The organism is Streptomyces sp. NPDC003038 (assembly GCF_040611115.1).
Lineage (GTDB): Bacteria > Actinomycetota > Actinomycetes > Streptomycetales > Streptomycetaceae > Streptomyces.
Genome location: NZ_JBEXNN010000037.1, coordinates 1 through 20,040, shown reverse-complemented (window position 1 = coordinate 20,040; position 20,040 = coordinate 1). Strand labels below are relative to the sequence as shown.

Annotated in this window: 12 protein-coding genes, 1 tRNA gene and 1 rRNA gene; 3 read left to right on the top strand and 11 right to left on the bottom strand. The window is 71.1% G+C overall.

Annotated elements, in window-relative coordinates; all coding sequences use genetic code 11:
- Positions 1–593: 593 nt before the first annotated feature.
- Together ABZX75_RS29850 and ABZX75_RS29845 are read left to right on the top strand one after the other, a co-directional pair.
- Complete coding sequence (locus ABZX75_RS29850; RefSeq protein ID WP_355415955.1) at positions 594–1,436, top strand: DNA-formamidopyrimidine glycosylase family protein; 843 nt, start codon at positions 594–596, stop codon at positions 1,434–1,436.
- Between the two features lie 77 nt (positions 1,437–1,513).
- On the top strand, positions 1,514–2,284 hold the full coding sequence (locus tag ABZX75_RS29845; RefSeq protein ID WP_355415953.1) for an SDR family NAD(P)-dependent oxidoreductase: 771 nt from the start codon (positions 1,514–1,516) through the stop codon (positions 2,282–2,284).
- Here the strand turns inward: ABZX75_RS29845 and ABZX75_RS29840 are convergent.
- From ABZX75_RS29840 to ABZX75_RS29800, 9 genes are all read right to left on the bottom strand, one after another.
- Positions 2,232–2,519: a hypothetical protein gene (locus ABZX75_RS29840; RefSeq protein ID WP_355416010.1), complete on the bottom strand. Its 288-nt coding sequence runs from the start codon at positions 2,517–2,519 to the stop codon at positions 2,232–2,234. The genes ABZX75_RS29845 and ABZX75_RS29840 overlap by 53 nt on opposite strands.
- A gap of 233 nt (positions 2,520–2,752) precedes the next feature.
- Positions 2,753–3,133 (bottom strand): helix-turn-helix transcriptional regulator, encoded by a 381-nt coding sequence (locus tag ABZX75_RS29835; protein ID WP_355415951.1) that lies wholly within the window; start codon positions 3,131–3,133, stop codon positions 2,753–2,755.
- 109 nt (positions 3,134–3,242) lie between these two features.
- Positions 3,243–3,752: a CinA family protein gene (locus ABZX75_RS29830; RefSeq protein WP_355415949.1), complete on the bottom strand. Its 510-nt coding sequence runs from the start codon at positions 3,750–3,752 to the stop codon at positions 3,243–3,245.
- Between the two features lie 74 nt (positions 3,753–3,826).
- On the bottom strand, positions 3,827–4,483 hold the full coding sequence (pgsA, locus tag ABZX75_RS29825; RefSeq protein ID WP_355415947.1) for a CDP-diacylglycerol--glycerol-3-phosphate 3-phosphatidyltransferase: 657 nt from the start codon (positions 4,481–4,483) through the stop codon (positions 3,827–3,829).
- On the bottom strand, positions 4,480–6,009 hold the full coding sequence (gene rimO / locus ABZX75_RS29820) for a 30S ribosomal protein S12 methylthiotransferase RimO (RefSeq protein ID WP_355415945.1): 1,530 nt from the start codon (positions 6,007–6,009) through the stop codon (positions 4,480–4,482). Before rimO ends, pgsA begins: the two co-directional genes overlap by 4 nt.
- 137 nt (positions 6,010–6,146) lie before the next feature.
- Positions 6,147–7,046 (bottom strand): RodZ domain-containing protein, encoded by a 900-nt coding sequence (locus ABZX75_RS29815; RefSeq protein WP_355415943.1) that lies wholly within the window; start codon positions 7,044–7,046, stop codon positions 6,147–6,149.
- 224 nt (positions 7,047–7,270) lie between these two features.
- A complete protein-coding gene (locus ABZX75_RS29810; protein ID WP_355415941.1) occupies positions 7,271–10,081 on the bottom strand; it encodes a DNA translocase FtsK in 2,811 nt (936 codons plus the stop codon).
- Positions 10,082–10,238: 157 nt separating this feature from the next.
- Entirely contained in the window at positions 10,239–10,922 is a 684-nt protein-coding gene (locus ABZX75_RS29805) for a response regulator (protein WP_355415939.1), read from the bottom strand.
- 274 nt (positions 10,923–11,196) lie between these two features.
- On the bottom strand, positions 11,197–16,719 hold the full coding sequence (locus ABZX75_RS29800) for a HAMP domain-containing protein (RefSeq protein ID WP_355415937.1): 5,523 nt from the start codon (positions 16,717–16,719) through the stop codon (positions 11,197–11,199).
- A gap of 228 nt (positions 16,720–16,947) precedes the next feature.
- On the opposite strand from ABZX75_RS29800, the gene ABZX75_RS29795 reads away from it, so the two are divergent.
- The gene (locus tag ABZX75_RS29795) at positions 16,948–19,473 is read left to right on the top strand and encodes a SpoIIE family protein phosphatase (RefSeq protein ID WP_355415935.1); all 2,526 of its coding nucleotides are present in this window, start codon (positions 16,948–16,950) and stop codon (positions 19,471–19,473) included.
- 239 nt (positions 19,474–19,712) lie between these two features.
- Here ABZX75_RS29795 and ABZX75_RS29790 read toward each other — a convergent pair.
- Both ABZX75_RS29790 and rrf read right to left on the bottom strand, forming a co-directional pair.
- Positions 19,713–19,788 (bottom strand) — tRNA-Thr (locus ABZX75_RS29790).
- A 5-nt stretch (positions 19,789–19,793) separates the two neighbouring features.
- A 5S ribosomal RNA gene (gene rrf / locus ABZX75_RS29785) occupies positions 19,794–19,910 on the bottom strand.
- Positions 19,911–20,040: the final 130 nt, after the last annotated feature.

The following is a 20,040-nucleotide window of genomic DNA, read 5'->3' as shown; positions in this document are numbered from 1 at the left end:
CCCGGTGCCCCCGTACCACCGCCCCTGCCGGACGGGACTCCCCCGCACCCACGCCCGCCCGACCCGACGCCCGCTCCGAACGCACCCGCCCTATCCCACCCCAACCGATCCCCCCAACCAACACCCGCCTCCCGCCCCACCGCCGCCGCCGAACCAGCACCGCCACCCACCGGCACCCGCCCCGCCCCCACCTCAGCTTCACCACCGCCCACCCCGCACCGCTCCCGCCCGCACCCCGCAGCACCCCGAACCGCTCCCACCCGGCACCCCACCCGGCACCCCACCCCAGCTTCACCACCCCGCACCGCACCCGCCCCACCACCGCCGGCGCCCAAGCCCCCCACGGCCCCCACCACCGCCGGGGGCCGCCCCCCGCCCCCCACCCAGCCCCGCCAGGGCCACCTCCCAGCGGCCCTGGCGGGAGCTTGAGGCGCGGGGTCTGGGGCGCAGCCCCAGGAGGGGTGCAGGTTCAGTGCGAAGCCCGCACCCCTCGGCGGGGCCGGGGCCGCGGGCCCCGGTTTCGGGAAGGGGCAGGGTGGGGGACGGCCCCGCGCAGCGGCCCCCCAGGCCCCCGCGGGAGCGACAATGGCGGTATGCCCGAAGGAGACAGCGTCTGGCGAGCCGCAGCCCGCCTCCACACCGCCCTCGCCGGCAAGCCCCTCATCCGCAGCGACCTCCGCGTCCCCCGCTTCGCCACCGCCGATCTCACCGGCCGCACCACCCTCGACGTCACTCCCCGCGGCAAGCACCTCCTCGCCCGCTTCGAGGGCGGCCTCACCCTGCACAGCCACCTCCGCATGGACGGCGCCTGGCGCGTCTTCGCAGCCGGCCAGAGGTGGCACGGCGGCCCCACCCACGAGATCCGGGTCATCCTGGGCACCGCAGAGCACACGGCCGTCGGCTATCGCCTCCCCGTCCTGGAGCTGCTCCGCACCGCCGACGAGGAGCGGGTCGTGGGCCACCTCGGCCCCGACCTCCTCGGCCCGGACTGGGATCCCGACGTCGCTGCCGCCAACCTCCTCGCCGCCCCGAACCGCCCCCTCGGCGAGGCCCTGCTCGACCAGCGCAACCTCGCCGGGATCGGCAATATCTACAAGGCCGAGCTCTGCTTCCTCGCCCAGGTCACCCCGTGGACCCCGGTCGGCGCGCTCCCGGAGGCGACCCTCCCCCGCCTGGCCGCCGCCGCCCACCGCCTCCTGGCCGCGAACATCGGCGGCCCCATCGGCGGCACCGCCGCCACCGCCGGCGCCCGCGACATCACCCGCGACATCGAGCGCCGCAACACCACCGGCATCCGCCGCCCCGGCCGGAACCTCTTCGTCTACGGCCGCGCCCACCGCCCCTGTCTGCGCTGCGGCACTCCCGTCCGCGAGGCCCCCCAGGACGACCGCCCCACCTACTGGTGCCCGCGCTGCCAGACGGGCCCTACCCCCTGACAGGCACGGCGCAGCGCAGCGCGGCGCGGAGGCCCCACCAATTGACGCCCCGTCAGATTCAGTCGTACCGTCCCCGCATGCCCACCCCCACAGCCTCGTACGACCTCACCGGCCGCACCGCCCTGGTCACCGGCGCCGCGAGCGGCATAGGCCGCGCCACCGCCCTGCTCCTCGCCGAGGCGGGCGCTGCCGTGCACTGCGCGGACCGCGACGAACAAGGCCTCGCCGAGACGGCGGCGCTCGTCACCCAGGCCGGTGGCGCCGCCACCGTCCACCCCCTCGACGTCACCGACCGAGCCGCTCTGCGGGCCGCCGTCCAAGCCGCCGGCCCCCTCAACGTCACCGCCGCCATCGCCGGGATCATGCACACCGGCAGCGTGCTGGAGACCACCGACGAGGACCTCGACCGAGTCCTGGACATCAACTTCAAGGGCGTCCTGCGCACCTGCCAGGAAGCCGCCATCTCCATGATCTCGGCCGGCCGCCCCGGTTCGATCATCACGATGGCCTCCGGCGCCGTGGACGCCGCCCAGCCGGGCCTGCTCTGCTACAGCGCCGCCAAGGCCGCCGTCGTCCAGCTGACCAAGACCCTCGCCACCGAGGCGGGCCCGCACGGCATCCGCGTCAACGCCGTCGCGCCCGGCTGGATCCGGACGCCGATGACCGGCCGCCACGGCGTCGGGGCCCAGGAGCGGACGGAGGCGATGATGGCGCGCATGGCCCCCTTGCGCCGGGTCGGCGAGCCCGAGGACATCGCCCAGGCCGTGCTCTACCTGGCTTCGGACGCCTCGTCCTTCATGACGGGCCAGATTCTTCGCCCGAACGGCGGAGTGGCGATGCCCTGGTAGCCGCCTCAGCCCCCCTGGCCGCGCGGGCGCCGGCGCCGGCCGCGGACCGCCGCGCCCTGCGCACGGGGCCCGGCACGCAGTGCACCGGCAGCAGCCCCAGCCCCCATCCGCCCGCGGCCACAGCGCCCTCCACGGGTCCGGACTCCGCCGGCGCCAGCGCCAGCCGCAGCACGGCCCACCACCACAGCACCCCCACCGCCACGGCAAGGGGTATCAGTAACCGCCGCACGGCTATCTCCCAGGAGGCCGGGACACGGACCGCCCCATCTTCCCGCACCCCTCCCACCCCCGCACCCAGAACGGCCCACCACGAGCCCGCGCAGGAGCCGACGTACGAGAGCCCCCGGCCCAGCACCGGCGCCGCATACGGCACGGAGCCCCGGCCAGTGCTTCACGCACCACCCGGGGCTCCGGCCACACTCACAAGCTCACACGCACAAGCTCACGCACTCATGCTCACGGACTCACTCACGCGGCTACGACATTCACCGCTTCCGCAGGCGCCTTGATGGTCACCCGCTCCGGTCCACCCGCGACCGAAGCCATGGAGACCGAATTGAGCATCGGGCGGACCGGCGCAGGCACCGGTTCCCCGGCCGCGGCCGACTGTGCCAGCTCGGCCAGCGACAGTTCGTCACTGACTTCGCGCATCAGCTCGGACATCCGTACGTCCAACGCGTCGCAGATCGCGGAGAGCAGTTCGGAGGATGCCTCCTTCTGCCCCCGCTCCACCTCGGAGAGATAGCCGAGCGAAACTCGGGCCGACGAGGAGACTTCGCGCAGAGTACGGCCCTGGCGCTGGCGCTGCCGACGCAGCACGTCACCCAGCAGGCGACGGAGCAGAATCATCGGTGGCTCCCTCCTCTGACCGTGTAGCCGCATCCTTCACGCCCCACCGTACCGCCTCGCGCCGCGGCCGTGCGGGGAGCGATGTCGTGTTCACTCAGGGCTGCAAACATCAAATCCCCCCGTTCTGTTCCGTATCCTGCCTCCGCGCATTCTCGCGGAGTTGGCTTGAGAGGAGTTGGAGCACTATCCGTGCACTCTCCCTACGGATTTCCGCACGGGAGCCGTTCAACCTCAGCCGGGCCGTTTTCCTGCCCCCGGGACCGGCCACGGCAATGAAAACCGTGCCCACCGGCTGCCCGTCCTGCGGATCCGGACCGGCCACTCCGGTGGTCGCGATCCCCCAGGAAGCGTCCATCACGCGCCGCACACCGACCGCCATCTGGTCCGCGACCTGCGCGTTCACCGCGCCTTCGGCCGCCAGCAGGCCCGCGTCCACCCCGAGCACCCGGTGCTTGAGCTCCGTCGCGTACGCCGTGACCGAGCCGCGGAAGGACCGGGAGGCGCCGGGAACGGCCGTGAGCTCGGCCGCGACCATGCCGCCGGTCAGCGATTCGGCGACGGCGAGGGTCTGGTCACGCTCCGCGAGCAGGCGCAGCACGTCCCCGGCCGCCGTGGCCACCCCGGTCACGCCTTCGGCACCCGCGGCACCTTGTGCCGCACCGCCGGCCTCCGGAGAATCCCCCACCGCGTATGTCACCTCGCGGTCCGCTCCTCGGCGATTCCCTGGCGGCGCAGCACGACCGCCTGCCGGATGTAGTCCAAACCGGTGATCACGGTCAGCACGACGGCGATCGCCATCACCCAGAAGCGCAAGGTCGCCAGCGGTCCGGTCAGCGCCAGCACGTACATGCCCACGGCCGTGCCCTGGGCCAGGGTCTTCAGCTTGCCGCCGCGGCTGGCCGGAATCACGCCGTAGCGGATCACCCAGAAGCGCAGCAGCGTGATCCCGAGCTCCCGGCCGAGGATCACTCCGGTCACCCACCAGGGCAGGTCTCCGAGCCAGGAGAGGCAGATCAGCGCCGAGCCCATGATCGCCTTGTCGGCGATCGGGTCGGCGATCTTGCCGAAGTCGGTGACCAGGTTGTACGTCCGGGCCAGATGCCCGTCGAAGATGTCCGTGATCATGGCCACGGCGAACGCGGCCCAGGCCCAGGCCCGCCAGGCGGGGTCGTACCCGCCCTCGGCCAGCAGCAGGAGGACGAATCCCGGCACGAGCACGAGCCGGATCATCGTCAGGATGTTGGCGATGTTCCACAGGCTGGCCTGATTGACCGCCGCGGCTCCCAGCTTCGCGCCGGGCGCGGGCCGGCGGCCGGTCCCACCCGCCGCGGATGCCGGGACTCCGCTCATCCGGCCGCCTCCTCAAGATCCATGCCCAGGGGCTCGGCCACCAGGTCCACACCCAGGGTGCCGACCACCTTTGCCGTGACGATACGCCCGGGGACCAGGCCGGTGCTGTCCGTGAAGACGACCTGGCCGTCGGTCTCGGGCGCCTGGTGCGCGGCGCGCCCGTAGGCGCCGGCCTCGTCCTCGTCCCCGCCGACCGCTTCCACGGTCTCGACGAGTACTTCCAGGGTCTCCCCGATCCGCTCCTCCGCGCGCTGCGAGGTGAGCTCCTCGGCGAGCCGCTGCATGTGCGCGAGCCGCTCGGCGATGGTGTCCGCGTCCAGCTTGTTCTCGTAGGTGACGGCCTCGGTGCCGTCCTCGTCGGAGTAGCCGAAGACACCGATGGCGTCGAGGCGCGCGTGGGTGAGGAAACGCTCCAGCTCGGCGAAGTCCGACTCCTTCTCGCCGGGGAAGCCGACGATGAAGTTGGACCGTACGCCGGCCTGCGGGGCCTTGGTGCGGATGGTGTCCAGCAGTTCCAGGAACCGGTCGGTGTCACCGAAGCGGCGCATGGCGCGCAGCACATCGGGGGCCGAGTGCTGGAAGGACAGGTCGAAGTACGGGACGACCTTGGGGGTCGAGGTGAGTACGTCGATCAGCCCGGGCCGCATCTCGGCGGGCTGGAGGTAGCTGACGCGGACGCGCTCGATGCCGTCCACCTCGGCGAGCTCGGGCAGCAGGGTCTCCAGCAGCCGGATGTCGCCGAGGTCCTTGCCGTACGAGGTGTTGTTCTCGGAGACCAGCATGATCTCCTTGACGCCCTGCTCGGCGAGCCAGCGGGTCTCGCCCAGCACGTCGCTGGGGCGGCGGGAGACGAAGGAGCCGCGGAAGGACGGGATGGCGCAGAAGGAGCAGCGCCGGTCACAGCCGGAGGCCAGCTTGACCGAGGCGACGGGGCTCTTGTCCAGGCGGCGGCGCAGCGGGGCGCGCGGCCCCGAGGCGGGCGCGAGCCCATCGGGAAGGTCGGCGGGCGCTTCGGCGACCTCCGGCAGCCCACCGGAGGAGGGCTGGGCGTGGCCGGGAAGTGCGACCCCGGCGCCCTGGCGCGCCGCCGGGCTGACCGGCAGCAGCTTGCGCCGGTCGCGCGGGGTGTGGGAGGCGTGGACGCCGCCGCTCAGGATGGTCTGGAGGCGGTCGGAGATGTCGGCGTAGTCGTCGAAGCCGAGCACACCGTCGGCTTCGGGCAGCGCTTCGGCGAGCTCCTTGCCGTAGCGCTCGGCCATACAGCCGACCGCGACGACGGCCTGGGTCCTGCCGCCCCCCTCACGAGCCGCGGTCTTGAGATCGTTGGCTTCCAGGAGGGCGTCCACGGAGTCTTTTTTGGCGGCTTCGACGAAGCCGCAGGTGTTGACGACGGCTACGTCCGCATCGGCGGCGTCCTCGACGAGCTCCCAGCCATCCGCCGCCAAGCGGCCTGCGAGCTCCTCCGAGTCCACCTCGTTACGGGCGCAGCCAAGAGTGACAAGGGCGACGGTACGGCGTTCGGGCATGGGCTCAAGACTACTTCGTCCCGGCGCCGGCCCCCGCCCCCGTTCCCCGCTACGGGCCCGCACAGCGAGATCCCCGGGGTGCGACGCGGCACCCCGGGGATCCGGAATCACGTGTTCAGCCCTGGGGCCGCCCTGGATCAGCCCGCCTGGGGCTGGTCCTGGAGCGGGTCCTCCTTGGTGTATGTGAGGCGTTCCACCTGTCCCGGCTGGAAGTCGTCCTTGATCTCCTTGCCGTTCACGAAGAGCTTCACGGCGCCGGCGTCGCCGAGCACGAGGTCGACGGACTCCTTGTCCGTGAAGGTCTTGGACTCACCCTGGCTGAGGGTGCCGTCGAAGAGCAGCCGGCCGCTGTGGTCCTTCGCGGAGATCCAGCTCTCGCCGGTGTCGGCCGTCAGGACGACCGTGACGAGGTCCTTGGGCGCGGCGGCGATGGCACTGTCCGAAGGTTCCGGCTTGGGCGCCTTGGGGGTCTGCTGGGGTTGGGCGACGGCCGGATTCCCGCCGCTCTGCTTGGGTGCGGGCTTGGGCGAGGCGGAACCTTGCGCCACCGGCCGCTTGGCATTCTCGTCGCCGCCGCCGAAGGCGGTGAAGCCCACGAAGCCGATGACGGCGACGATGGCGGCGACCATGGCGGCGGTCCAGTTGGGCCGCTGCCGCTCGGGGCGGATGCGCTCTGCTTCGAACATCGGCGCGGCGGGTGTGGGTGCCGGCCGGCCGCCGTGGGCCGCGTCGTAGCTCTCGACCAGGGGGACCGGATCGAGGTGGACGGCGCGGGCGAGCGTACGGATGTGACCGCGGGCGTAGACGTCGCCGCCGCACCGCGTGAAGTCGTCCTCCTCGATCGCGTGCACGATCGGAATGCGCACGCGGGTGGTGGAACTGACCTCGTCGACGGTGAGCCCGGCGGCGATCCGGGCCTTCTTGAGGGCCGTCCCGATGGACGGTCCTTCGACGGGACGTTCGACGATGAGGTCCTCGGACCGGTCGTCGGTCGAAGGCCGCTCTTCTTCGGGGGAGTTGGCGTTGCCGATGGACACGAGGGCGCCTTTCGAGCGTGTAGCCACCTGCTGGATGTCCAGTCTAGGGGGGTGACGAAAGGGTGGAGCAACCGGAGGGTGCACTTCCTACGCCATCCGAATGGCGACGGGAGGTCCGGACCGGTGTGGCGGCCCCGCGCCGTGCGCGCTGCCGCCACCTCCCTCAACTGGACGCACGCCCAAGGGAAACGGTTGCCCGCCCCATCGGGTCGGCGGAACTCGCCTTACGGGTGAGCCTCCCCCCGGATGACGGCGAGCACCGTGTCCAGCTCGTCCGCCTTCAGCAGGACGTCCCGCGCCTTGGAACCCTCACTCGGGCCGACGATTCCCCGGGATTCCATCAGGTCCATGAGCCGGCCGGCCTTGGCGAAGCCCACCCGCAGCTTGCGCTGGAGCATCGAGGTGGAGCCGAACTGTGTGGAGACCACCAGCTCCGCTGCCTGGCACAGCAGGTCCAGGTCGTCGCCGATGTCCTCGTCGATCTCCTTCTTCTGCTTCTGCCCGACGGTGACGTCCTCGCGGAAGACGGGCGCCATCTGGTCCTTGCAGTGCTGGACGATTCCGGCGATCTCGTCCTCGGTGACGAAGGCGCCCTGGAGGCGGACCGGCTTGTTCGCCCCCATGGGCAGGAAGAGTCCGTCTCCCTTGCCGATGAGCTTCTCGGCACCCGGCTGGTCGAGGATGACCCGGCTGTCGGCGAGCGAGGAGGTGGCGAAGGCGAGCCGCGAAGGCACGTTCGCCTTGATCAGGCCGGTGACCACGTCCACCGAGGGCCGCTGGGTGGCGAGCACCAGGTGGATGCCGGCCGCGCGGGCCAGCTGGGTGATGCGGACGATCGAGTCCTCGACGTCGCGCGGCGCCACCATCATCAGGTCGGCCAGCTCGTCGACGATCACCAGCAGGTACGGGTACGGGCTGAGCTCCCGCTCGCTGCCCGGCGGGAGTTTGATCTTGCCGTCCCGGATGGCCTGGTTGAAGTCGTCGATGTGCCGGTAGCCGAAGGCGGCCAGGTCGTCGTAGCGCAGGTCCATCTCGCGCACGACCCACTGGAGGGCCTCGGCGGCCCGCTTGGGGTTGGTGATGATCGGCGTGATCAGGTGCGGGATGCCCTCGTACGCCGTCAGCTCGACCCGCTTGGGGTCGACCAGCACCATCCGCACGTCCTCGGGGGTGGCCCTGACCATCACCGAGGTGATCAGGCAGTTGATGCAGGAGGACTTGCCGGAGCCGGTCGCGCCGGCCACCAGCACGTGGGGCATCTTGGCGAGGTTGGCCATGACGTAGCCGCCCTCGACGTCCTTGCCGAGCGCGACCAGCATCGGATGGTCGTCCTCGGCCGCGTCCGCCAGACGCAGTACGTCGCCAAGGTTGACCATCTCGCGGTCGGTGTTCGGGATCTCGATGCCGACCGCCGACTTGCCCGGGATCGGGCTGATGATCCGGACGTCCGGCGAGGCGACCGCGTAGGCGATGTTCTTCGCCAGGGCCGTGATCCGCTCGACCTTCACCGCCGCGCCGAGCGTCACCTCGTAACGGGTGACCGTCGGGCCCCGGGTGAAGCCGGTGACCGTCGCGTCGACCTTGAACTCCGTGAAGACGTTCGTCAGCGAGGCGACCACCGCGTCGTTGGCGGCGCTGCGCGTCTTGCCGGGGCCGCCGCGCTCCAGCAGGTCCAGCGAGGGCAGGGCGTACGTGATGTCCCCGCGCAGCTGGAGCTGCTCCGCGCGGGGCGGCAGGGGCTGGGCCGGCGGCGGGGTCTTCGTCAGGTCCGGCACCGACAGCGTCCCGGACGCCGCGGAGGTGGTCGCGTGCGGCTTCTCGGCGGGCGGTGCGGGAGCCGTGGGCGGGACGGAAGCCGTGGGCGGTACGGGTCGCTCCTCGCGGGCGGGCGGCACGGGAGCGGTGGCCTGTGCGCCCTCCCGCCCGACGCCGATCCCCTGGGTGAGGTCGGCGACGAGCGGGGAGGGGGGCAGCCCGCCGTACACCACGCCGTCCAGCGCGGCGGCGGCCGCCGCGGCCACGTCGACGGCGTCCATCTCCCGGTCCATGGCCGGGCGGTCCGCGGCCGGCCGGGCCGAAGTGCGCCGCGGCCTGCGCCGCCGGGCGAGCGCCTCCTCCTCGACGGCGTCGGCCGGGTCGTCGGGGCCGGTGCCCGCGCCCGTGCGGCCCCGCCACCGCTCCGGGTCGTGCCGGGCGCCGGCGCCGGCCGCGCCCTCGTACGCGTCATAGCCGTCGGCATCCTCGTTCGGTGCGATGATCCCGAGCCTGATGCCGAGCCGCCGCAGCCGCTGCGGGATCGCGTTGACGGGCGTCGCGGTGACCACGAGCAGCCCGAAGACGGTGAGCAGCAGCAGCATGGGCACGGCCAGCGGCGCGCCCATGGTGAAGATCAGCGGCTTCGAGGCGCCCCAGCCGATGAGCCCGCCCGCGTTCTGCATCGCGGTGGTGCCCTCGTCCCGGCCGGGCGCTCCGCAGCCGATGTGGACCAGGCCGAGGACGCCGATGACGAGTGCGGAGAGCCCGATGCCGATCCGGCCGTTGGCGTCGGTCTGCTCGGGGTGGCGGATGAAACGAACCGCCATGACCCCGAGCAGGATCGGCACGAGCAGATCCAGTCGGCCGAAGGCACCGGTGATCAGCATGGTGACCAGGTCCCCGACGGGACCGCTCGGATTCGACCAGGTTCCGGCGGCGACGATCAGCGCGAGGGCGAGCAGCAGCAGCGCGACGCCGTCCTTGCGGTGGGCGGGGTCGAGGTTCCTGGCTCCGCGGCCCACTCCCCGGAAGACCGCGCCGATGGCGTGCGCGCAGCCGAGCCACAGGGCGCGCACCAGCCGCACCACACCCCCGGTCGGGGAGGGGGCGGGCTTGGCCGCGACTTTCTTGACCGGGGCACGCTTGGCGGCCGCCGCCTTCTTCGCGGGCGGCTTGCGCGCCGGAGCCGCCTTCTTCGCCGGCGCCGTAGTACGGCCGGTGCGGCCCTTCGCGGTGCCCGCGGTGCTCGGGGAACCCTTACCGGACGTACGTGAGGCCATGGGCCCGAGATTACCGGTGCGCACGCCGGTGGACACGCGTGCCCACCCCTTCACCCGTTCGTGTCGCCCGCTCTGTCGGCACTTTGACGCGCCGCCAGACCTGACGCGCTCGCAGGCGCCCACGGCCGGGGCCCCGTCCGCGGACGGGGCCCCGCCTTCAGTTCTGCGCGGGCAGCATCGTCGCTCCGCCGCCGGCCCCGGGCTCCAGCGCGTCGAGTGCCCGGCGCAGTCCGGTGAGCTTTCGCTCCAGATGGGCCGCGGTCGCCACGACGGCGGGATCGGCGGCTTCCTCGCCGAGCTGCTTCGTCAGCGCCTCGGCCTGCTCCTCGACCGCCGCGAGCCGCGCGGAGAGCTCGGCCAGCAGTCCGGCCGTCTCCTTGCTGCCGTCCACGCCGTTCGAGCCGCCGCCCTCCAGCTGGAGCCGCAGCAGCGCCGCCTGCTCCCGGAGCTGGCAGTTCTTCGTGTACAGCTCCACGAAGACCGAGACCTTGGCCCGCAGGACCCACGGGTCGAAGGGCTTGGAGATGTAGTCGACCGCACCGGCCGCGTAGCCGCGGAAGGTGTGGTGCGGACCGTGGTTGATCGCGGTGAGGAAGATGATCGGGATGTCCCGGGTCCGTTCCCGCCGCTTGATGTGCGCGGCCGTCTCGAATCCGTCCATTCCCGGCATCTGCACATCCAGCAGGATGACCGCGAAATCGTCCGTCAGCAGCGCCTTGAGCGCTTCCTCCCCCGACGACGCCCGGACCAGTGTCTGATCGAGCGCGGAGAGGATGGCCTCCAGCGCCAGCAGATTCTCCGGCCGGTCGTCGACCAGGAGGATCTTGGCCTTCTGCACCATGCCCTGTCCTCCTCGCCCCGGCATGGGGCCTCCCCGGCTCCTGGCTCCGGCTTGTGCGCCGGGCCCCGCCCCAGAGGACGGCATCCTTGCGCCGTCCGTCCTTGTGCCGGTCATCGTAGCCCCAGTCCCGAGATCGCCACACCCTGTCACCAAGATGTCACTGTGCACGAAGCAGAAACGTGGCGGGAGAGCAGAAGGTTCCCGGTGTACCGCTCTCCCGCACCGCGGCCGCCACACTGCGTCAGCAATGGGTACCGGTACGTCCGCCAGCCGATCACTTCCCTCGCATCCACTGCTCCATCACCGACAGCAGATAGTCGGGGTCGACCGGCTTGGTGACGTAGTCGGAAGCACCGGAGTCGATGGCCTTCTCCCGGTCCCCCTTCATCGCCTTCGCCGTGAGCGCGATGATCGGCAGCCCCGCGAACTGCGGCATCCGCCGGATCGCCGAGGTCGTCGCGTACCCGTCCATCTCGGGCATCATGATGTCCATCAGGACGACCGTCACGTCGTCGTGCTGCTCCAGGACCTCGATGCCCTCCCGCCCGTTCTCCGCGTACAGCACGGCCAGTCCGTGCTGCTCCAGCACGCTGGTCAGCGCGAAGACGTTGCGGACGTCGTCGTCCACGATGAGGACCTTCTCACCGTGGAAGTCGTACGTCCGGGGCACCACCGGAAGTGCCTCCTCCGGGTTTCCCCACGCGTCCTCGGCCCCCTGGACGTTCGGCTGCCCGGGCACCGCCGTACGCGGTTCCCGGTCGCTCAGCGCCTTGCGCCGCCGCCGGAACAGCGCCGCACCGCCCTGCCCCTGCCCGGCCGGCTCGGCGGCGGGCAGCGCGGCCCGCGCCGGCTGTGCCTGCACCGGCTTCGCCGCCGGTACGGGCGCCGCCGACGAGGGCCGCGCCGCCTCGGCCGGCCTGCGGTACAAGTCGCTCCGGGCGCTGCCGGGCGCGGGGGGCGCGTACCCCTGCGGCGGCAGCTCGCTCGGGTGCAGCGGCAGGTAGAGCGTGAAGGTGGACCCGCGGCCGGGCTCGCTGGCCGCGTGGATCTCGCCGCCCAGCAGCCGGGCGATCTCCCGGCTGATGGACAGGCCCAGACCCGTGCCGCCGTACTTGCGGCTCGTCGTCCCGTCGGCCTGCTTGAACGCCTCGAAGATCACCAGCATCTTGCTCGCCGCGATCCCGATCCCGGTGTCGGTCACCGAGAAGGCGATCAGGTCCCCGTCCGCCTCCCGCAGCGAGCCGGCTTCCAGCAGCTGCTCCCGGATGGCCTGCGGCACATCCGCCCCGGCCGGCCGGATCACCAGCTCCACCGCACCGTTGTCGGTGAACTTCACCGCGTTCGACAGCAGGTTGCGCAGCACCTGGAGCAGCCGCTGCTCGTCGGTGTGCAGGGTGGCGGGCAGCTCCGGGGAGACCCGGACCGAGAAGTCCAGGCCCTTCTCCGCCGTCAGCGGCCGGAAGGTGGCCTCCACGTAGTCGACGAGCTGGACCAGCGCGATCCGGGTCGGCGAGACGTCCATCTTCCCTGCCTCGACCTTCGACAGGTCGAGGATGTCGTTGATCAGCTGGAGCAGGTCCGAACCCGCTCCGTGGATGGTCTCGGCGAACTCCACCTGCTTCGGCGAGAGGTTCTCCTCCGCGTTGTCCGCGAGCAGCTTGGCCAGGATGAGCAGCGAGTTGAGCGGGGTCCGCAGCTCGTGCGACATGTTCGCCAGGAATTCGGACTTGTAGCGCATCGAGACCGCGAGCTGCTCGGCCCGCTCCTCCAGGACCTGCCGGGCCTCCTCGATCTCGGTGTTCTTCACCTCGATGTCCCGGTTCTGCTGGGCCAGCAGCTCGGCCTTCTCCTCCAGTTCCGCGTTCGCCGCCTGGAGGGCCTTCTGCCGGTTCTCCAGCTCGTCGGAGCGCTCGCGCAGCTGCTCGGTCATCTCCTGCGACTGCTTGAGCAGCATCTCCGTCTTGGAGTTGACGCTGATGGTGTTGACGCTCGTACCGATCATCTCGGCGATCTGGCTGAGGAAGTCCTTCTGGATCTGCGTGAAGGGCGTGAAGGAGGCCAGCTCGATGACGCCGAGCACCTTCCCCTCGAAGAGCACCGGCAGCACGATCACATGCGCCGGCGGGGCCTCACCGAGACCGGAGGAGATCTTCAGGTAGCCGGGCGGGGTGTTCTCGACGAGGATGGTCCGCTTCTCCTCGGCGACGGTCCCGATCAGTCCCTCCCCCGGCCGGAAGGAGGTGGGCATCTGACCGCCCCCGTACGCGTAACTGCCGCGCATCCGCAGCTCGTACGAGCCGTCCGCGCCGCCCTCCGTCCCGATCTCGGTGGTACCGCCGGTCGGCAGCGCCAGGAAGAAGGCGCCGTGCTGCGCGGAGACCACCGGGGTCAGCTCGCTCATGATCAGCGAGGCCACGTCGTCCAGCTCGCGGCGGCCCTGCATCAGGGCGGAGATCCGCGCGAGGTTGCCCTTGAGCCAGTCCTGCTCCTTGTTGGCCAAGGTCGTGTCGCGCAGGTTGACGATCATCGTGTTGATGTTGTCCTGGAGGACCTGGATCTCGCCCGCCGCGTCCACGTCGACCTTCAGACTCAGGTCGCCGCGGGTCACCGCGGTGGCCACGGCCGCGATCGCGCGCACCTGCCGGGTGAGGTTGCCGGCCATCTCGTTCACGGACTCGGTGAGGTCCCGCCAGGTGCCGTCGACGTCCCGGACACGGGCCTGGCCGCCCAGGATGCCCTCCGTACCCACCTCGCGGGCGACCCGGGTCACCTGGTCGGCGAAGGAGGACAGCTGGTCCACCATCGTGTTGATCGTGGTCTTGAGCTCCAGGATCTCGCCGCGCGCGTCGATGTCGATCTTCTTGGTCATGTCGCCCTTGGCGATGGCGGTCGTGACCATGGCGATCTGCCGCACCTGACCGGTGAGGTTGGAGGCCATGAAGTTCACCGAGTCGGTGAGGTCCTTCCACGTCCCCGAGACACCCGGCACGTGCGCCTGACCGCCGAGGCGGCCCTCCGTACCCACCTCACGGGCCACTCGCGTGACCTCGTCGGCGAAGGACGACAGGGTCTTCACCATCGTGTTGACGGTGTCGGCGAGCTGCGCGACCTCGCCGCGCGCCTCGACCGTGACCTTCTTCGTCAGGTCGCCGTTGGCGACCGCCGCCGAGACCTGCGCGATCCCGCGCACCTGGGCCGTCAGATTGCCGGCCATGGTGTTGACGTTGTCGCTGAGGTCCTTCCAGATGCCGGTCACCCCTCGCACCCGGGCCTGGCCGCCGAGAATGCCCTCGGTGCCCACCTCGCGGGCGACCCGGGTCACCTGCTCGGCGAACGAGGAGAGCTGGTCCACCATCGTGTTGACGGTGGTGACGAGTTCGAGGATCTCGCCCTTGGCATCGACGGTGATCTTCTTGGAAAGATCGCCCATCGCGACCGCGGTCGTCACCTCGGCGATGTTGCGCACCTGCGACGTCAGGTTGTTCGCCATGAAGTTGACGGACTGGGTGAGGTCCTTCCAGGTGCCGGAGACACCCTTCACCTCCGCCTGTCCGCCGAGAATGCCCTCCGTACCCACCTCACGTGCGACGCGGGTCACCTGCTCCGCGAAGTTCGACAGCTGGTCGACCATCGTGTTGAGGGTGTTCTTCAGCTCCAGGATCTCGCCCCGGGCGTCCACGTCGATCTTCTGCGAGAGATCACCACGCGCCACCGCCGTCGCGACCTGCGCGATGTTGCGGACCTGCGAGGTGAGGTTCCCGGCCATGCCGTTCACGGAATCCGTGAGGTCACGCCATACGCCGGCCACCCCGGGCACCTGCGCCTGGCCGCCGAGCCGGCCCTCCGTACCCACGTCCCGGGCCACCCGCGTCACCTGCTCGGCGAAGGCCGAGAGCTGGTCGACCATCGTGTTGATGGTGTTCTTCAGCTCCAGGATCTCGCCCCGGGCGTCCACGTCGATCTTCTGCGAGAGATCACCACGCGCCACCGCCGTGGTCACCTGGGCGATCTGCCGCACCTGAGAGGTCAGGTTCCCGGCCATGAAGTTGACGGAGTCGGTGAGCTCCTTCCACGTGCCGGACACCCCCTCCACCCGGGCCTGGCCGCCGAGCCGGCCCTCCGTGCCCACGTCCCGGGCCATCCGCGTGACCTGGTCGGCGAAGGAGGACAGCTGGTCCACCATCGTGTTCACGGTGTTCTTCAGCTGGAGCATCTCGCCGGAGACGTCCACCGTGACCTTCTGCGACAGGTCGCCGTTCGCGACGGCCGTCGTCACCTGCGCGATGTTGCGCACCTGCCCGGTGAGGTTGCGGAAGGCGGTGTTCACCGAATCGGTGAGGTCCTTCCAGGTACCGGCTGCCCCCGGCACCTGCGCCTGACCGCCCAGCTCACCCTCGACGCCGACCTCGCGGGCCACCCGCGTCACCTCGGCACCGAAGGACTGGAGCTGGTCCACCATCGTGTTGACGGTGTTCTTCAGCTCCAGCATCTCGCCGGCCACGTCGACGGTGACCTTCTGCGACAGGTCGCCGTTCGCGACGGCCGTCGTCACCTGCGCGATGTCCCGCACCTGCGTGGTGAGATTGCGGAAGACCGTGTTCACCGAATCGGTGAGGTCCTTCCACGTCCCCGCGGCCCCCGGCACCTGCGCCTGACCGCCGAGGAGGCCCTTCGCGCCGACCTCGCTGGCCACGCGGGTGACCTCGTCCGCGAAGGTCCGCAGCGTCTCGGTCATCTGGTTGATCGTTTCGGCCAGCTGCGCCACCTCGCCGCGCGCGCTGACCCGGACCTTCTGCGACAGGTCTCCGTTGGCCACCGCCGTCGTGACCTGCGCGATTCCGCGCACCTGGGCCGTCAGGTTGCCCGCCATGGTGTTGACGGAGTCGGTCAGGTCCTTCCACACACCCGCGACCCCGGGCACCTTCGCCTGGCCGCCCAGCTCGCCCTCCGTACCCACCTCGCGGGCGACTCGCGTCACCTCGGAGGAGAAGGACGACAGCTGGTCCACCATCGTGTTGACGGTGTTCTTCAGCTGGAGCATCTCACCGGCCACGTGGACCGTGACCTTGCGCGACAGATCGCCCTTGGCCACCGCCGTCGTGACGAGTGCGATATCTCGCACCTGAGCGGTGAGCCGGTACGCCATGGTGTTGACCGAGTCGGTCAGATCCTTCCAAGAACCCGACATCCCGCGTACCTGGGCCTGGCCGCCGAGCTTGCCCTCGGTACCCACCTCGAGCGCCACCCGCGTCACCTCGTCGGTGAACGCGGACAGCTGGTCGACCAGATTGTTGACCGTACGCCCGACCTTGAGGAACTCCCCGCGCAGCGGATGCCCGGCCCCGTCGGCCGTCTGCGTCCGCAGGTCCATCCGCTGGTCCAGGTCACCCTCGGCCACCGCGGACAGCACCCGGCCGACCTCGGACACCGGCCGGGCCAGATCGTCCACCAACTGGTTCGAGGCATCGATCGCGGCCGCCCAGGAGCCCTCACAGGCACCCGTTTCCAGCCGTTCGCTGAGCTTCCCCTCACGGCCCACCATCCGCCGGACCCGGGACAGTTCCCCGGTCAGGTGCAGGTTGCGGTCGGCGACCTCGTTGTAGACGGCGGCGATCTCCGCCATCACGCCCTCGCCGGACACCGTCAGCCGCTTGCGGAAATTCCCGTCCCGCATCGACACCAGGGCCGTGAGCAGCCGGTTCAGGGCAGCGGTATCGACCTCCGTCGTACCGCCCCGCCGGGACCGCCCCCCCTTGGGGCGCGTTCCCGTACGCCGCACCGCTGCGCCAGACTCCACCGTGTCCCTCCCGAAAGGGTCGACCGCATTTCCACCGGACACCTGACTCTCACAAGCCGGCTCTACAAGCCTGCCCAGTGTTTCACCCTGGCCGAACCAGGCCATAACACTTCGGCACCATCGCACACCGGCCGTACCCTGCGGGTGGAATCCCCCACGAGGGCACCATGCCGACCGCGAAGGTAAGTAACCTGGCACTCGATGTCCAACCGCGTCGCAAGGAGACTCGTGATCACGGCACGGGCGGCTGCCAGTTTCGACCCCCTCGGGCGTTCGGTCGCCGCCGCTCGCGCGTTCGTCCGCGATACCCTGCACGGCTGGGGGTTCGCGGACATCGTCGACGACGCGGTGGTCCTCACCAGTGAGCTCGTCACCAACGCCGTGGTCCACGCCGGAACCCGGGCCGAGGTCCTGTGCCTGCGCGCCGCCGGCGGCGTACGGGTCGAGGTCGCCGACCGGTATCCGGAGCGCGAGCTGCCGCTCCAGCACCCCGGCGAGCGCCCGTACGCGGACCCCGACCGCGAGAACGGCCGCGGGCTGATGCTCTGCGCCGCCCTCGCCACCCGCTGGGGCGTCGAGTACACCGCCACCCACAAGCACGTGTGGTTCCGCCTGGACCTCCCGGACCGGCCGGTCGGTACCCGCTCGGCAGGCCCCGTCGTCCCCGACCAGCTGCTCCCCCTCGCCGACAGCCGGGTCCGCGTCGCCGTCCTCCAGATCGACTCCGCCGACTCCATCGCCGCGTGGAACGAGGACGCCGAGCACATCTTCGGCTACCCCTCCGAGAAGACCGTCGGCCGCCCGCTCGCCGAGCTCGCCGCCTGGCCGCAGACCCCCGGCACCGGCACCGGCATCGCCGAGGCCCTGCGCCTGTCCCGCTGGGAGGGGAGCTACGGCATCCGCGGCGCCGACGGCCGCGTCATCCCCGTCTACGCCTCCCACCTGCGGGTCCGCGACGCCCACGGCGAGCCGTCCATCGTCTGCCTCCTCGTCCACGACGACGAGCGCGCCCTGCTCCAGACCCCCGTACGCGTCCCCGCCTCCGACAGCGGCCATCTCACCGAGCCCCGTCCCGCGGACCCCTTCGAGGTCTTCATCGGCTCCCCCGCCCCCGACGACCTCGACGGCCTCCTCCAGCGGATCGTCGAACGGGCCCGCGACCTCCTCGACGCCGACGCCGCCTTCCTGCTGCTGGCCACCGACGACGAGACCGAGCTGGAGGTCCGCGCCACCACCGGGCTGCCCTCCACCCGCCAGCGCTTCGCCCGCGTCCCCGTCGAGGCCGGCACCAACCGGTACGGATCCGCCCGCATGCCCGCCGTCCACGACGACCTCGCCGCCGTCCCCGGAGCCGTCCCGCTCCTGGAAGCCACCGGCATGCGCTCCGTGGTCACCGTCCCCCTCAAGGTCGAAGGCCGGCTCACCGGCTCCCTCGGGGTCGCCGCTGAGGTCCCCGGCCGCTATTCCAACGAAGAGGCCCTGCGTCTCCAGTTCGCCGCCGACCGCATCGCCCTCGCCGTCGAATCCGCCCGGCTCGGCGAGCTGGAACGCCTGCGCCGCGGCTCCCTCTCCTTCCTCGTCGAGGCCTCGGACCTGCTGGCCGGTACCCTCGACCGGGACCAGACCCTGGCCCTCATGGCCCAGATGACCGTCCCCACCCTCGCCACCTGGTGCGCCGTCTACACCATCGCCGACCAGACCTCCGACCCGTACCTCTCCTACGTCCTGCACGAGGACGAGGAGCGCATCGACGGCCTGAAGGACCTGCTCTCCCGGGTCAGCCCGCCCGAACCGGTCCGCGAGGCCGGCGCCCGCCCCTGGCCGGAGACCGCCCTCGCGGTCGGCGGCGAGACCGTCGTACTGCCGCTGCTCGCCCGCAACCGCGTGATCGGCCTGCTCACCCTCGGCAAGCCGAGCGAGGAGCACTTCCGCCAGGAGATCCTCGAACTCGCCGAGGACCTCTCCCGCCGAGCCGCCCTCGCCCTGGACAACGCCCGCCTCTACTCCGAGCGCACCGCCATCAGCCGCTCCCTCCAGCGCAGCCTCCTGCCTCCCGGCTCCCCCGCCATCCCCGGCATGGAGGTCGAGGTCATCTACCGGGCGGCCGGCGAGGGCAACGAGGTGGGCGGCGACTTCTACGACGTCTTCCCGATCCGGGAAGGCGTGTACGGCTTCGCCATCGGCGACGTCTGCGGTACGGGACCGGAGGCGGCCGCGGTCACCGGCCTCGCCCGGCACGCCCTGCGCCTCCTGGCCCGGGAAGGCCTCGGCGGCCCGGCGGTCCTGGAACGGCTCAACGCGGCCATCCTCGACGAGGGCGCCCGCAGCCGCTTCCTGACCCTCCTCTACGGCGAGCTCCACCCGCAGCCCGAGGGCGGCGCCCTGATGAAGGTCGTCTGCGCCGGTCACCCGCTCCCTCTGCGCCTGCGCCCGAACGGCGAGGTCACCTCGGCCGCGGACCCGCAGCCCCTGCTGGGCGTGATGGAGGACCTCGAACTCTACGAGCAGAACCTCACCCTGGAGCCGGGCGATGTCCTGCTCTGCGTCACGGACGGCGTGACCGAGCGCCGCGAGGGCACCCGCATGCTCGGCGACGACGGCCTCGCCGAGGTCCTGACCACCTGCACGGGTCTCACCGCCGGCGCGGTCGCCTCCCGCGTCCTGCGCGCGGTGGAGCGCTTCGCCGCCGAACCCGCCTCGGACGACATGGCCATCCTCGCCTTCCGCGTACCGCACCAGCGCGAGGGAGAGTGACGGGGGCCGCTGTGCGGCGCGCGTGAGCCCGATCCGGAGCACGTCCCGCACGTAGTTCTCCAGGAAGCCGGGAGCCACGCCTCTTCCGCCATGTCGCCGAACACCTTCACGAACCGCTCGTCCGGCCCCTCGGTGAGCGAGACGATCCGCCAGGTGTTGGTGGGCCACTCGTCCGTGCCGGCGACGCCGTGCTGCACAACGCAAAAAAGCCCCCGCCATATGGCGGGGGCTTTCTTTGTTGGAGCCCTTTAACGGAATCGAACCGTTGACCTTCTCCTTACCATGGAGACGCTCTACCGACTGAGCTAAAAGGGCGGGTTGTTCGGCGGCGTCCTACTCTCCCACAGGGTCCCCCCTGCAGTACCATCGGCGCTGAAAGGCTTAGCTTCCGGGTTCGGAATGTAACCGGGCGTTTCCCTAACGCTATGACCACCGAAACACTATGAAGATATCAACCGGAAGATGAACACGGTCGTTACTTCAGAACTAACACAGTGGACGCGAGCAACTGAGGACAAGCCCTCGGCCTATTAGTACCAGTCAGCTCCACCCGTTACCGGGCTTCCA

Excerpts from the sequence above, each read along its gene's own strand:
- pgsA (WP_355415947.1), bottom strand. The coding sequence starts at position 4,483 with ATGAGCGGAGTCCCGGCATCCGCGGCGGGTGGGACCGGCCGCCGGCCC.
- ABZX75_RS29845 (WP_355415953.1), top strand. The coding sequence starts at position 1,514 with ATGCCCACCCCCACAGCCTCGTACGACCTCACCGGCCGCACCGCCCTG.
- rimO (WP_355415945.1), bottom strand. The coding sequence starts at position 6,009 with ATGCCCGAACGCCGTACCGTCGCCCTTGTCACTCTTGGCTGCGCCCGT.
- ABZX75_RS29805 (WP_355415939.1), bottom strand. The coding sequence starts at position 10,922 with ATGGTGCAGAAGGCCAAGATCCTCCTGGTCGACGACCGGCCGGAGAAT.
- ABZX75_RS29850 (WP_355415955.1), top strand. The coding sequence starts at position 594 with ATGCCCGAAGGAGACAGCGTCTGGCGAGCCGCAGCCCGCCTCCACACC.
- ABZX75_RS29810 (WP_355415941.1), bottom strand. The coding sequence starts at position 10,081 with ATGGCCTCACGTACGTCCGGTAAGGGTTCCCCGAGCACCGCGGGCACC.
- ABZX75_RS29835 (WP_355415951.1), bottom strand. The coding sequence starts at position 3,133 with ATGATTCTGCTCCGTCGCCTGCTGGGTGACGTGCTGCGTCGGCAGCGC.